Source organism: Demequina gelatinilytica, from assembly GCF_000971115.1.
GTDB classification, from domain to species: domain Bacteria; phylum Actinomycetota; class Actinomycetes; order Actinomycetales; family Demequinaceae; genus Demequina; species Demequina gelatinilytica.
The window spans coordinates 145,622-157,955 of sequence record NZ_BBLV01000004.1 but is presented as its reverse complement, the minus strand read 5'-3'; the positions used below and the strand labels follow the sequence as shown (position 1 = coordinate 157,955).

General features: G+C 71.3%; 12 protein-coding genes. 9 read left to right on the top strand and 3 right to left on the bottom strand.

Annotation, left to right across the window (positions count from 1 at the left end):
- Positions 1–2: 2 nt before the first annotated feature.
- Entirely contained in the window at positions 3–1,439 is a 1,437-nt protein-coding gene (locus AOM00_RS04590; RefSeq protein ID WP_062516660.1) for a helix-turn-helix domain-containing protein, read from the top strand.
- Positions 1,440–1,442: 3 nt separating this feature from the next.
- Here the strand turns inward: AOM00_RS04590 and AOM00_RS04585 are convergent, their stop codons facing one another.
- Together AOM00_RS04585 and AOM00_RS04580 are read right to left on the bottom strand one after the other, a co-directional pair.
- Entirely contained in the window at positions 1,443–2,036 is a 594-nt protein-coding gene (locus AOM00_RS04585) for a hypothetical protein (protein WP_062516659.1), read from the bottom strand.
- Positions 2,037–2,075: 39 nt separating this feature from the next.
- Entirely contained in the window at positions 2,076–2,609 is a 534-nt protein-coding gene (locus AOM00_RS04580; RefSeq protein ID WP_062516658.1) for a CGNR zinc finger domain-containing protein, read from the bottom strand.
- Positions 2,610–2,648: 39 nt separating this feature from the next.
- On the opposite strand from AOM00_RS04580, the gene AOM00_RS04575 reads away from it, so the two are divergent.
- From AOM00_RS04575 to AOM00_RS04540, 8 genes are all read left to right on the top strand, one after another.
- Entirely contained in the window at positions 2,649–3,725 is a 1,077-nt protein-coding gene (locus tag AOM00_RS04575; RefSeq protein WP_062516657.1) for an EamA family transporter, read from the top strand.
- 77 nt (positions 3,726–3,802) lie between these two features.
- A complete protein-coding gene (typA, locus tag AOM00_RS04570; protein ID WP_062516656.1) occupies positions 3,803–5,704 on the top strand; it encodes a translational GTPase TypA in 1,902 nt (633 codons plus the stop codon).
- A gap of 23 nt (positions 5,705–5,727) precedes the next feature.
- Positions 5,728–6,087 carry a hypothetical protein gene (locus tag AOM00_RS04565; RefSeq protein WP_062516655.1) on the top strand — a complete coding sequence of 120 codons (360 nt, stop codon included), beginning with the start codon at positions 5,728–5,730 and terminating at the stop codon, positions 6,085–6,087.
- Positions 6,084–8,228: a VanW family protein gene (locus AOM00_RS04560; protein WP_062516654.1), complete on the top strand. Its 2,145-nt coding sequence runs from the start codon at positions 6,084–6,086 to the stop codon at positions 8,226–8,228. Before AOM00_RS04565 ends, AOM00_RS04560 begins: the two co-directional genes overlap by 4 nt.
- A gap of 108 nt (positions 8,229–8,336) precedes the next feature.
- On the top strand, positions 8,337–8,657 hold the full coding sequence (gene fdxA, locus AOM00_RS04555; RefSeq protein WP_042215085.1) for a ferredoxin: 321 nt from the start codon (positions 8,337–8,339) through the stop codon (positions 8,655–8,657).
- Positions 8,658–8,666: 9 nt separating this feature from the next.
- On the top strand, positions 8,667–9,776 hold the full coding sequence (gene dapC / locus AOM00_RS04550; protein WP_062516653.1) for a succinyldiaminopimelate transaminase: 1,110 nt from the start codon (positions 8,667–8,669) through the stop codon (positions 9,774–9,776).
- Between the two features lie 52 nt (positions 9,777–9,828).
- Positions 9,829–11,127 (top strand): citrate synthase, encoded by a 1,299-nt coding sequence (locus AOM00_RS04545; protein ID WP_062516652.1) that lies wholly within the window; start codon positions 9,829–9,831, stop codon positions 11,125–11,127.
- A 47-nt stretch (positions 11,128–11,174) separates the two neighbouring features.
- Positions 11,175–11,468, top strand: coding sequence for a 2TM domain-containing protein (locus tag AOM00_RS04540; RefSeq protein ID WP_062516651.1), 294 nt, complete (start codon positions 11,175–11,177; stop codon positions 11,466–11,468).
- Here AOM00_RS04540 and AOM00_RS04535 read toward each other — a convergent pair.
- A complete protein-coding gene (locus AOM00_RS04535) occupies positions 11,459–12,334 on the bottom strand; it encodes a hypothetical protein (RefSeq protein ID WP_062516650.1) in 876 nt (291 codons plus the stop codon). The genes AOM00_RS04540 and AOM00_RS04535 overlap by 10 nt on opposite strands.

Sequence of the window (12,334 nt, the reverse complement as noted above, 5' to 3'; positions counted from 1 at the left end):
CCATGCCGGATCTCTCCACCCTGGGGCGCCGCGTGCGCCACTTCCGCACCCAGGCGGGGCTCACGCTCGACCGGCTCGGGCGCGACGTCGATGTCGCTCCCAGCCAGCTCTCGCTCATCGAGAACGGCCGCCGCGAGCCGCGCATCACCCTCCTCACCGCGATCGCGACGCGGCTGGGCGTCACGGTGGGGGACCTGCTCGATGAGGCGCCTCCGAGCCCGCGTGCCGCTCTCGAGATCGCCCTCGAGCGCGCGCAGGGGGGCTCCGCGTACCGCGAGCTCGGGCTGCCGGAGCTGCGCCCCACGCGCTCCATGCCCGACGATGTGCTGCGCACGTTGGTGGGCCTTCATCGCGAGCTCGACCGCCGGGCGCGCCAGGCGATCGCGACGCCCGAGGAGGCGCGGCGTGCGAACACGCGCCAGCGCCTGCGCATGGAGGCGGTCGACAACCACGTGCCCGAGATCGAGGCGCTCGCCTCCGAGGACGTGGCGGCCGTCGGGCACGCGGGTGGCGCGCTCACGCACCGCTCCGTGAGCCTCATGGCGGAGCGGCTGGGTCTGAGCATCGTCCACGCGGACGACCTCCCGCACTCGGCGCGCTGCGTCCTGGACCTCGAGAGCGGCCGCATCTACATCCCGCCGGCATCCATCCCGGGCGGGCACGGGCTGCGCTCGCTCGCGCTCCAGGCCATGGCGCACATCCGGCTGGGGCATGGGGAGCCGCAGGACTACGCGGACTTCCTGCGCCAGCGCCAGGACGCGAGCTACTACGCCGCGGCCTGCCTCATGCCCGAGACCGCCGCGGTCGCGTTCCTCGAGAGCGCCAAGCGCGCGCGCGACATCGCGATCGAGGACTTCCGCGACGCCTTCGGGGTGACCCATGAGGCCGCGGCGCTGCGCTTCTCCAACCTCGCGACCGTGCACCTGGGCATCCGCCTGCACTTCCTGCGCGCGGGCGGAGACGGCGCGCTCGTGCGCGCCTACGAGAACGACGGGCTGCCGCTTCCCGTCGACGTCACCGGCGCCGCGGAGGGGCAGATCCTGTGCCGCTACTGGAGCGCACGTCGCGCCTTCGCCCGCACCACGCGCACCACGGAGTACTTCCAGTACACGGACACCCCGGTCGGCACGTTCTTCGAGGCGACCCAGACGGGCACCACCGAGGCGGAGGAGTTCTCGATCACCCTCGGCGTCCCCTTCGAGGAGTCGCGGTGGTTCCGCGGCAGGGAGACCCAGAACCGCGCGGCGTCACGGTGCCCCGACCTCAGCTGCTGCCGCCGCCCCGACGCGGAGAGCGCCGAGCGCTGGGGCGGCCGTGCGTGGGCGAGCGCGCGCGTGCACGCCCACATCTTCTCGCCGCTGCCGCAGGGGACCTACCCCGGGGTCGACGACCGCGAGCTGTACGAGTTCCTCGAGTCGCACGCGGGCGAGCCCCGCTAGCGTTCAGCCGAACAGGCCCCACGCGGCGGCCGCGGTCGCGACCGCGACCACGGCGATCCCGATCCAGTCGGGCCGTCGCACCACCGACGGGCCGTCGCCGATCGGTGCGTCCGGGTGGTCGGCCTTCCATGCGGACGATGCGGCGTGGACCATCGCCGCCGCGTCGCCGGAGGGCGTGCCCAGGCGGTCGCCCGCGCGACCGTACTGCGCCTTCTCGTCGCCGCGCGCGTGCTGCGCCCCGCGCTGCGCTGCCCGCACCTGGGCGGTGTTGGGCGCCGGCGCCGCGAACGCGCCGATCTTGAGCCCGTCGTCGCCGACCAGCTCGAGCGACCAGCGGGTCTCGAGGTCTGCGAGGCGCGCGTAGTCCACGGTCGCGATCTGCAGCATGTTGCGGACCTCGACGTGGTCCCCACGGGTGGTGACACGGGGGCGGAGGAAGGCCGCGTAGCCGAACAGCGCGGCGCCCGTGCCGAGCCCCAGGCCGCCGGTGGCGTAGCCGAACCCGACGGTGGCCACGTGGATGGTCGCGACAGCGACGCCGAGCGCCACGGCGCCCCAGCCCCAGATCACGGACGAGCGCGCGCGGAAGGTCTGCATGCGTTCATCGTCCCACGGGGAGGCCGCGGCGCCGGGTGGTCAGTCCTCGGACTGCCGCGCGCGGAACGCGGCCTGCGCCGCGCGGTTGGTGCAGGTGACCGTGCAGTACTTGCGCGAGCGGTTGCGGCTGAGGTCCAGCACCACGCCCTCGCAGTCGTCCATCGCGCAGCGCGAGAAGCGCTGGAGCTCGTGGCTGCGGATCACGTCGATCATCGCCATGGCCGTCTCCACCAGGATCCTCACATGCAGCGGCTGGTCGTCGGAGGTCGCGTGGATGTGCCAGTCGACCTCGCCGTGGCGGACCAGCTGGGGGAGCGCGTGCTGCTCGGCCAGGATCGCGTTGATCTGCGGCACCGCATCGTCCCTGCTTGCGAGGAACAGGTGACGCAGCGGTGTGCGGATCGCGCGCACGGGCTCGAGGTCGTCTGATGTGGGGCGCCGGCCCGTGTAGCCGAACCGGTCGAAGAACTCGACGAGCTCGTCGAGCGACGTGAGCGTGTCGGGCTCGAGCTCGGAGTTGGACAGGAAGACGCCCGACTCGAGGGCCTCGGCCGTGTCATGTGCGAACGTCATTTTGACACATTACCAAACGCCGGATTAGAGTCATGAGCCATGACCGCTTTGACTCATGACGCTGCGCGCGTCAACCGCGCGCAGGGCCTGGGCTTCGCGCTGCTCTCCGCCGCCTCCTTCGGACTCTCGGGCAGCCTCGCCCGCGGCCTCATGGACGCGGGGTGGACCGCCGGTGCCGCCACGCTCGTCCGCGTCGCGATCGCCGCGGTCGTGCTGACCGTCCCTGCGCTGATCGCCCTGCGCGGCCGCTGGTCGCTGCTGCGCCGCGCCGCGGGCACCGTCATCGCGTACGGCGCGTTCGCGGTCGCGGGAGCGCAGTTGTTCTACTTCTTCGCGGTCGGGCACCTCGACGTGGGTGTCGCCCTCCTCATCGAGTACCTCTCGCCCATCGTGGTGGTCGGCTACCTGTGGGCGACCCGCGGGCACAAGCCCGGGCGCCTCACCCTGCTCGGCGCCGTCGTCGCCATGTCCGGTCTGGTGCTGCTGCTCGATCTCATCGGCGGCGCGGCCGAGGTCAGCCTGGTGGGCATCGGCTGGGCGCTCGGCGCGATGGTCGGCGCGTCCGTCTACTTTGTCATCTCCGGCTCGACGTCGACCGGCCTGCCTCCCGTGACCCTCGCCTGGGGCGGCCTCATGGTGGCCGCCGCGATCCTCGGCATCGCCGCCGCCACCGGCGTGCTCCCCGTGGTGTTCGCCACGCGGACCGTGCACCTGGTCCCGGGTGACATGCCGTGGTGGGTCGCGGTGCTGCTGCTCGGCATCATCACCTCCGCCGTCGCGTACGTGGTGGGCATCGCGGCCACGCGCCGCCTGGGCGCGCGTCTGGGATCCTTCATCGCCCTCACCGAGGTGCTCGCGGCCGCGCTCTTCGCGTGGGCGCTCGTGGGCCAGGCCCCCGCCCCGATCCAGATCGCCGGCGCGGCGCTCGTCCTCGCGGGCGTGGTGCTGGTCAAGCTCGGCGAGCCCGACGAGGGCCTGGCCGTGGCGCCCGAGGCCGCGCTCCCCGGAGCCGATGTGGTCCCGGACACGGTCCCCGCCGGCATCGTCGACGAGGTCGCCCGCGCATCGTCCTCGGAGGAGGAGCCCGCGACGTCGGAGGCCGCCGAGCGCGCGTGAGCCCCGTGCACCGGTAGAATGGCCCGGCGGTCCATGTCGGACCGTTCTCCCCCCTCCACACGGAATCGAGTTCCCGCATGCCTTTGCGCTCCGATCTGCGCAACGTCGCCATCGTCGCCCACGTCGACCACGGCAAGACCACCCTCGTCGACGCCATGCTCGTCCAGGGCGGCGCCTACGGCGACCACGCCCACGTCGAGGACCGCGCGATGGACTCCGGCGACCTCGAGCGTGAGAAGGGCATCACGATCCTCGCGAAGAACACCGCCATCCGTTACACGGGTGAGGCGGCTCCCGAGGGCGGCGCGACCATCAACGTCATCGACACCCCGGGCCACGCCGACTTCGGCGGCGAGGTCGAGCGCGGCCTTTCGATGGTCGACGGCGTCGTGCTGCTCGTCGACGCGTCCGAGGGCCCGCTCCCGCAGACCCGCTTCGTGCTCCGCAAGGCGCTCGCGGCGAAGCTCCCCGTGATCATCGTTGTCAACAAGGTCGACCGCCCCGACTCCCGCATCGAGGAGGTCGTCGAGGAGACCCACGACCTGCTGCTCGGCCTCGCGTCCGACCTCGAGGACGAGGTCCCGGACCTCGACGTCGACGCGCTGCTCGAGGTGCCCGTCATCTACGCGTCGGCCAAGGCCGGCATCGCGTCGCTGACCCAGCCTGCCGACGGCACGCTCCCCGAGGGCGACTCCGTGGAGCCGCTGTTCAAGGTCATCATGGAGCGCATCCCCGCGCCCTCGTACGAGGAGGGCCACCCGCTCCAGGCGCACGTGACCAACCTCGACGCGTCGCCGTTCCTCGGCCGCCTCGCGCTCCTGCGCGTCTTCAACGGCGAGATCCGCAAGGGCCAGCAGGTCGCGTGGGCCCGCAAGGACGGCACCACCAAGCAGGTGAAGATCACCGAGCTGCTCGAGACCAAGGGCCTCGAGCGCGTCCCGGCCGAGTCCGCCAAGGCCGGCGACATCGTCGCCGTCGCGGGCATCGAGGACATCACCATCGGCGAGACCCTCACCGACCTCGAGGACCCCCGTCCGCTGCCGCTCATCTCGGTCGACGACCCGGCCATCTCGATGACCATCGGCATCAACACGTCGCCGCTCGCCGGTCGCGTCAAGGGTGCGAAGGTCACCGCGCGCCAGGTCAAGGACCGCCTCGACAAGGAGCTCATCGGCAACGTGTCGATCCGCGTGCTCCCCACCGACCGCCCCGACTCGTGGGAGGTCCAGGGCCGTGGCGAGCTCGCGCTCGCGATCCTGGTCGAGCAGATGCGCCGCGAGGGCTACGAGCTCACCGTCGGCAAGCCGCAGGTGGTCACCAAGGAGATCGACGGCAAGCTCAACGAGCCGATGGAGCACATGACCATCGACGTGCCCGAGGAGCACCTCGGCGCCGTCACGCAGCTCCTCGCCTCGCGCAAGGGCCGCATGGAGTCGATGTCCAACCACGGCACCGGCTGGGTCCGCATGGAGTTCATCGTCCCGGCGCGCGGCCTCATCGGCTTCCGCAGCCAGTTCCTGACCGACACGCGCGGCACCGGCATCGCCTCCTCCATCGCGCACGGCTACGAGCCGTGGGCCGGCGCCATCGAGTACCGCACCAACGGCTCGCTGGTCGCGGACCGCGCGGGCGCGGTCACCTCGAACGCGCTCATGGCGCTCCAGGACCGCGGCACCTTCTTCGTGGGTCCCACCGAGGACACCTACGAGGGCATGGTGATCGGCGAGAACTCGCGCAACGAGGACATGGACGTCAACATCACCAAGGAGAAGAAGCTCAACAACATCCGCTCGTCGACGGCGGAGGAGCTCGAGCGTCTGGCCCCGCCGCGCCGCCTCACCCTCGAGGAGTCCCTCGAGTTCGCGCGCGAGGACGAGTGCGTCGAGGTGACCCCGGAGAAGGTGCGCATCCGCAAGGTGATCCTCGACGCGACCGAGCGCGCACGCGCCGCGTCGCGTCTCAAGCGCCAGAACGCCTGAGCCTTCGCCCTACGATGGGCGGCATGGCTCGCATCGTCTCGTCCTGTCTGGCGATCGCGCTCATGGGCGCGCTCGTCGCGCTCGTCGGCGCCGGATCGCACCGCGCCTACGGCTGGTTCGGGGCGGCGGCGTGCCTGCTGCTCGTCGCAGCGGCGAGCATGTTCTCGCGCGCGTGGCGCGGCTTCCTGGGCCTGGGCGTCTTCGCGTTCCCGTGGGTGGCGCTGACCACCCTCCTGTCGACCGCGGGGCCCGGCGGGTCCGCGCCGCTGATCGTCGCCGACGCCCACGGCCTCACGTGGGTGTACGGCGGCGCCGCGGTGATCGTGGTGGTGGGGCTGCTGCCGCGGCGGCTGCTCGTCGGCGTCGAGGAGGCGGCCGCATGAGCGACCGCTACGACGACGAGCCGGTCGACGAGGTCGAGCAGGAGCAGATGGACCTCGGCGACGACGTCGAGGCCGATGACGTCGGCACCGACGAGCGCGAGCCTGACGCCGAGCCCGAGGACGATGCCGACGTCGAGGACGTCGAGCCCGAGCCCGAGCCCGAGCCCGAGGCTGAGCTCGAGGATGACGAGCCCGAGCTCGACGAGGCGCAGGCGGAGATCGACGCCGATCTCGACGGCGACGAGCCCGCAGAGGCCGAGGCCGTCGAGCCCGAGCCTGAGACCGTCCCCGCATTCCTCGCCGAGGCCCCGGTCGAGCCGGATCCCGACGACCAGCCCACCGTGGTCCTTCCTGCGGTGCCCGCTGCGGAGGAGGCACCCGTCGATCACGTCGAGGAGACCGCCATCGTCGCGCCCGTCACCGATGAGCCCGCCGCCGCCGCTGCCGCCGTCGACGTGCATGAGGACGCTCCGCGCCGCCGCGCGCACTGGGGCCGCTGGACCGTGCTGCTCCTGGTGGTGCTGCTCGCGGGCGGCTACACGGCCGCTGCGTACTACGCGGCGGACCGCATCCCGGCGGGCACCACGGTGCTCGGCATCGACGTCGGCGGCCTCGATCGCGAGCAGGCGGTCGCCGCGCTCAAGCCCACGGTCGACGAGCTCAACTCCACCCCCGTGGTGGTGACCGCCGAGGACCGTGAGGCCAGCATCGACCCCAAGGACTCCGGCCTGGTGGCGAGCGCCGGTGCGACGGTCGACGACCTCATCGGGTTCAGCCTGTCGCCCTACGACATCCTGCGCTCGTTCACCGGTCGCGGGGTCGAGGTCGACATCGTCACGGTGGTCCACGAGGACGCGCTCGTCGACGCGATCGACGGCACGCGCGACGCGCTGGAGATCGACGGTCAGGACGCCTCGGTCGAGATCTCCCAGACCGGGGCGAGCTCCACGCCGTCCGTGGATGGCCTCGGGATCGATCCCGAGGCGACGGCCGAGGGCCTCGGCGATGCCTGGCCGGTGGAGACGTACGCGGCCGTGACGGTCGCCAAGCCGGCCGCCGTCAGCACCGAGACGGCGGACGAGTTCGTCGACGAGCTCAACTCCGAGGTGCTGGTGGGCGACATCGCCCTGACGGGGCCGAACGGCGACGCCACGGTGACGGCCGAGCAGCTCACGCGCCTCGGGTCGATCGAGTCGGGCGACGGCACGTTCACGTACGTGGTCGACGGGTCGACCCTCGCGAGCGAGCTCGAGGCCGTGGACCCGGGCCTGGTGAGCGAGCCCACCTCCGCATCGTTCTCCTTCACCGCGGACCACAAGATCAAGATCAAGAAGTCGACGCCTGGCCGGGCGATCGACCGCACCGCGCTCGGCGAGGCCGTCGTCGCGGCCGCGTACACCCCGGAGCGCTCCGGGGAGCTGCCGTACGCCGACACCGAGGCCACCGTCACGAGCGACGACCTGGGTGTGGCCGACTTCAAGAAGAAGGTGTCGTCGTTCGACACCCCGCTCACCGCCGAGCCCATCCGCACCAAGAACCTGGTGCGTGGCGCGGAGATGGTCACGGGCACGGTCGTGAAGCCGGACGAGACGTTCTCGCTGATCGAGGCGCTCAGCCCCATCACCGAGGCCAACGGCTACTATCCGGCGCACATCATCTCGGGCGGCGTGCTCATCAACGGCATCGGCGGCGGTCTGTCCCAGATGGCCACCACGTCCTACAACGCCGCGTACTTCGCGGGGCTCGAGGACGTCGAGCATCGTCCGCACACCAAGTGGTTCGACCGCTACCCGGCGGGCCGCGAGGCGACCATCTACGTCGGTCAGCTCGACATGCGGTTCAAGAACAACACGCCGTACGCGCTCGTGCTGAACTCGTACGTCGAGAACAACCGCCTGTACGTCGACATCTGGTCCACGCCGTACTACACGGTGAAGACCTACGCGTCGGAGAAGACCAACTTCGTGCAGCCCGAGCAGATCGAGTCGGACCGCTCGGGGTGCATCTCGACCGTCAACGGCAACCCGGGCTTCACCATCACCAACACGCGCGAGGTCTTCCTCGACGGCGAGCAGGTGGACAAGTCCTCGTACACGTGGACGTACGTGCCGGACAACGGCGTCACCTGCACGTCGAGCTGACCTGCACGACGCCCCTGGTCCGGGTCCTCTCCGACCCCTGGCGGGCATGCCCGTCCCCGGCGGTATGATGGCCGCGACCCCCGTAGAAACCAGCTTGGAGGAGGCGCAGTGACCTACGTCATCGCTCTGCCGTGTGTCGACGTCAAGGACAAGGCATGCATCGATGAGTGTCCGGTGGACTGCATCTACGAGGGTGAGCGCATGCTCTACATCCACCCGGACGAGTGCGTCGACTGCGGCGCCTGCGAGCCGGTGTGCCCCGTGGAGGCCATCTACTACGAGGACGACGTCCCGGACAAGTGGGCCGAGTACTACAACGCCAACGTCGAGTTCTTCTCGGAGATCGGCTCTCCGGGCGGTGCCGCGAAGATGGGTCTGATCGAGCACGACCACGACCTCATCAAGTCGCTGGCACCCCAGAACGGCTGACCCGGGCGCATGGGCCTCAGCCCTCGCTCCCTGCCCGACTTCCCGTGGGACTCGCTCGCGCCCTACAAGGCGCGGGCCGTCGCGCACCCTGACGGGCTGGTGGACCTCTCGGTCGGCACGCCGGTGGACCCGACGCCGGCCGTGATCCGCGACGCGCTCGCGGCAGCGGCCGATGCGCCGGGCTACCCGACGACGCACGGCACCGCCGCGCTGCGCGAGGCGGTCGCCGGATGGTTCGACCGTCGGCGCGGCGCCCCCGGCGTCGACCCGGCGGCAGTGCTGCCGACCGTGGGATCCAAGGAGCTCGTCGCGACGCTCGCGGCGTACCTGGGCCTCGGCGCGGGCGACGTGGTGGTGCATCCCGCCGCCGCGTACCCCACGTACGACGTCGGCGCGCGGCTGGTGGGCGCCACGGCGCTCGCGACGGACGATGTCGACGCGTGGCGCGGCAACCCCGCGGTGAAGCTCGTGTGGGTCAACTCGCCGTCGAACCCCACCGGGCGCGTCGCGAGCGTCGAGGAGCTCGCCGCCGTGGTCGCCGCGGCGCGCGAGATCGGTGCGCTCGTGGCGTCGGACGAGTGCTACGCCGAGCTGTCGTGGACCGATGAGCCCGTGCCGTCGATCCTCGACCCGCGGGTCTGCGGTGGCAGCCACGAGGGCGTGCTCGCGGTCTACTCGCTCTCGAAGCAGTCCAACCTGGCCGGATACCGCGCGGCGTTCGTGGCGGGTGATCCGGCTGTCATCGCGGCCCTCCTCGAGGTCCGCAAGCACGCCGGGCTCATCGTGCCCGCGCCGGTGCAGGCCGCCATGACCGTCGCGCTGGGGGACGACGCCCACGTGGCGGAGCAGAAGGAGCGCTACCGCGCCCGCCGTGACATGCTGCTGCCGGCGGTCCAGGAGGCGGGCTTCCGCATCGACCACTCCGACGCGGGCCTGTACCTCTGGGCCACTCGCGACGAGGACTGCTGGGACACGTTGGAGCTCCTCTCCGGGCTCGGGATCCTCGCGGCTCCGGGCGCGTTCTACGGTGAGGCGGCACGCCGGCACGTGCGTATCGCGCTCACGGCGAGCGATACCGGAGTGTCTTCTGCATCTAGTAGGCTCGCAAAACGCGAGTAAACCGGCTCTCAAACAATGGGCTCCGGTGGCAGGGGTTTTCGAAGGGGAGAACATGGCGCATGTGGTGGACGCAAGGCTGACGGTCGATGGAGGCACGCGGGAGCTCCCGCTCGAGCGCGCGACCATCGGCAACGACGGCATGTCCGTCGCGACGCTGCTGCGCGACACCGGGCTGGTGACCGTCGACCCGGGCTTCATGAACACCGCCTCGTGCGAGAGCGCGATCACGTACATCGACGGTGACAACGGCATCCTCCGCTACCGCGGCTACCCGATCGAGCAGCTCGCCGAGCACTCGACGTTCCTCGAGGTCGCGTACCTGCTCATCCACGGCGAGCTTCCCAGCGAGGACCAGCTCGCGGCGCTCAACAACCGCGTGTCCCGTCACATGCACGTGCACGAGGGCATCAAGTCGTTCCTCGGGGCCTTCCCGCGCGATGCCCACCCCATGGCCGTGCTGTCCGGCGCGATCAGCGCGCTCAGCACGTTCTACCCCGAGTCGATCGGCCGCTCTCCCGAGGAGATCGAGCTCGCGACCGTGCTGCTCCTCGCGAAGTCGGCGACCGTCATCTCGTACCTCCAGCGACGCGCCGGCGGCGGCGACCTCATCGAGCCGCGCCGCGGCGGCCACTACGTCGACGAGTTCCTGCGCATCGCCTTCTCGCCCGCCTCCGGCGACATCGACATGGATCCCGCCGTGCGCCGCGCGGTGGACGTCCTGCTCATCCTGCACGCGGACCACGAGCAGAACTGCTCGACCTCGACCGTGCGCATCGTGGGCTCCTCGCACGCGAACATCTACGCATCCGTCGCGGCCGGTGTCGGCGCCCTCTCCGGGCCTCTCCACGGCGGCGCGAACGAGGCCGCGCTGCGCATGTTCGACCAGATCAAGGAGTCGGGCGACACGGTTGAGCAGTTCGTCGCCAAGGTCAAGGACAAGGCCGAGGGCGCGCGGCTCATGGGCTTCGGCCACCGCGTCTACAAGTCCTACGACCCCCGCGGCGCGGTGGTGAAGAAGCTCGCGGACGAGCTCCTGACCTCGCTCGGAGGCTCAGACGAGACGTTCCAGATGGCGCAGCGCCTCGAGGAGATCGCGCTGTCGGACGAGTACTTCATCGAGCGCAAGCTCTATCCCAACGTCGACTTCTACACGGGGCTGCTGTACTCGGCCATGGGCTTCCCCACGACCATGTTCACCCCGCTGTTCGCCCTGGGTCGCATGCCGGGCTGGATCGCGCACTACCGCGAGATGCTCGCGGACCCGCGCACCAAGATCGGCCGTCCGCGCCAGATCTACACGGGCGAGGTCGAGCGGGACTATGTGCCCATGCGGGAGCGCGACACCCCGTGATATGACGCAGGGAGAACCATCCGGTGGAGAACCGGGAGGGGGATCCCATGCCCATCGATGACGAGGCGCTACGGCGCGAGGCGAAGAGGCGCGTCGAGGCGCGCAACGGCTTCTACTGGTACCTGGTGGTCTGCCTGGTGGTCTGGGGCATCCTCACCTTCGTCTGGTGGATGAGCGGCGGGGGCTACTTCTGGCCCGCGTGGGCGATGCTCGGCATGGGGATCGCGCTCGTGTTCACCGCCGCCGCGGCGTTCCTGCCCGGCGCGGGCCGGCCCAGCGAGGACAGGATCGAGCGCGAGTACCGCAAGCTCAAGGGCCAGGCGGGGCCGGGTCAGCCCTGAGGGGCGGTGAGCGGCAGCAGCCGCACCGCGACGCCCAGGGACGATGCGGGCGCGGCCACAGGCGTGAGGCCGGTGCCGCGCTCCCACCCGTCGGCGCGGTTCGCGACGGCCTCGACCGACTCCGTCCCCGCCACCGCGACCGCCCACGCGGCCACCGCATCCCTCGCTGCCTGCGTGCCGTCGGCGGGTACCACGTCGATCCAGATCGCGTCCTCGTCGGAGGTGAGCGGCCGCACGGCGTACGCGCCGTCGCCGAAGTCGCGCTCGAGCCGCTCGACGAATGCCGCCGTGGTGGTCCCCGGTCCGGCGGCCACGTCGCAGTCGACCGCCACCGCGCCGGAGTGGCCGCGCAGCGCGGACGCCCAGAGCCGTGCGCCCGCCTCACGGGTCGCGTAGGCGTCGGGGAAGGCAGAGCGCTGCACGGTCTGCGCCGCGACCGTCACCTCCATGTCCTGCCACCCGCGCACCTTCACGAGCGCCGCGTAGAAGGTGTCCGCCGAGTAGTAAGGGTCCATGATCTGCTCGACGCTGCCCCAGCCCTGCGACGGCCGCTGCTGGAACAGCCCGATCGAGTCGCGGTCCCCGTAGTCGATGTTCACCAGGCTCGACTCCTGCATCGCGGTGGCGATGCCGATGGTCGCGCCGCGCGCGGGCAGGCCCAGGCGTGCGGAGGCCGCGGAGATGAGCGCGGCGTTGCCCGCCTGCTCTGCCGAGAGGGTCGCCGTCGCGCCGTCGAGCGCCACGGTGCAGGAGCCGCTCGGCTCCCCCCGGTCAGGGTGCACCGCGAGCGTGTACATGCCGTACACCGCCGCGCCGCCCGCCACGGAGAGCACCGTGAGCGCGGCGAGCGAGCGCCGCGTGCTCAT

Coding starts and splice junctions, on each gene's coding strand:
- dapC (WP_062516653.1), top strand. CDS start 8,667: ATGGGCCTCAGCCCTCGCTCCCTGCCCGACTTCCCGTGGGACTCGCTC.
- AOM00_RS04540 (WP_062516651.1), top strand. CDS start 11,175: ATGCCCATCGATGACGAGGCGCTACGGCGCGAGGCGAAGAGGCGCGTC.
- AOM00_RS04560 (WP_062516654.1), top strand. CDS start 6,084: ATGAGCGACCGCTACGACGACGAGCCGGTCGACGAGGTCGAGCAGGAG.
- AOM00_RS04535 (WP_062516650.1), bottom strand. CDS start 12,334: ATGAGCACGCGGCGCTCGCTCGCCGCGCTCACGGTGCTCTCCGTGGCG.
- AOM00_RS04545 (WP_062516652.1), top strand. CDS start 9,829: ATGGCGCATGTGGTGGACGCAAGGCTGACGGTCGATGGAGGCACGCGG.
- AOM00_RS04575 (WP_062516657.1), top strand. CDS start 2,649: ATGACCGCTTTGACTCATGACGCTGCGCGCGTCAACCGCGCGCAGGGC.
- AOM00_RS04585 (WP_062516659.1), bottom strand. CDS start 2,036: ATGCAGACCTTCCGCGCGCGCTCGTCCGTGATCTGGGGCTGGGGCGCC.
- AOM00_RS04565 (WP_062516655.1), top strand. CDS start 5,728: ATGGCTCGCATCGTCTCGTCCTGTCTGGCGATCGCGCTCATGGGCGCG.
- typA (WP_062516656.1), top strand. CDS start 3,803: ATGCCTTTGCGCTCCGATCTGCGCAACGTCGCCATCGTCGCCCACGTC.
- AOM00_RS04590 (WP_062516660.1), top strand. CDS start 3: ATGCCGGATCTCTCCACCCTGGGGCGCCGCGTGCGCCACTTCCGCACC.
- AOM00_RS04580 (WP_062516658.1), bottom strand. CDS start 2,609: ATGACGTTCGCACATGACACGGCCGAGGCCCTCGAGTCGGGCGTCTTC.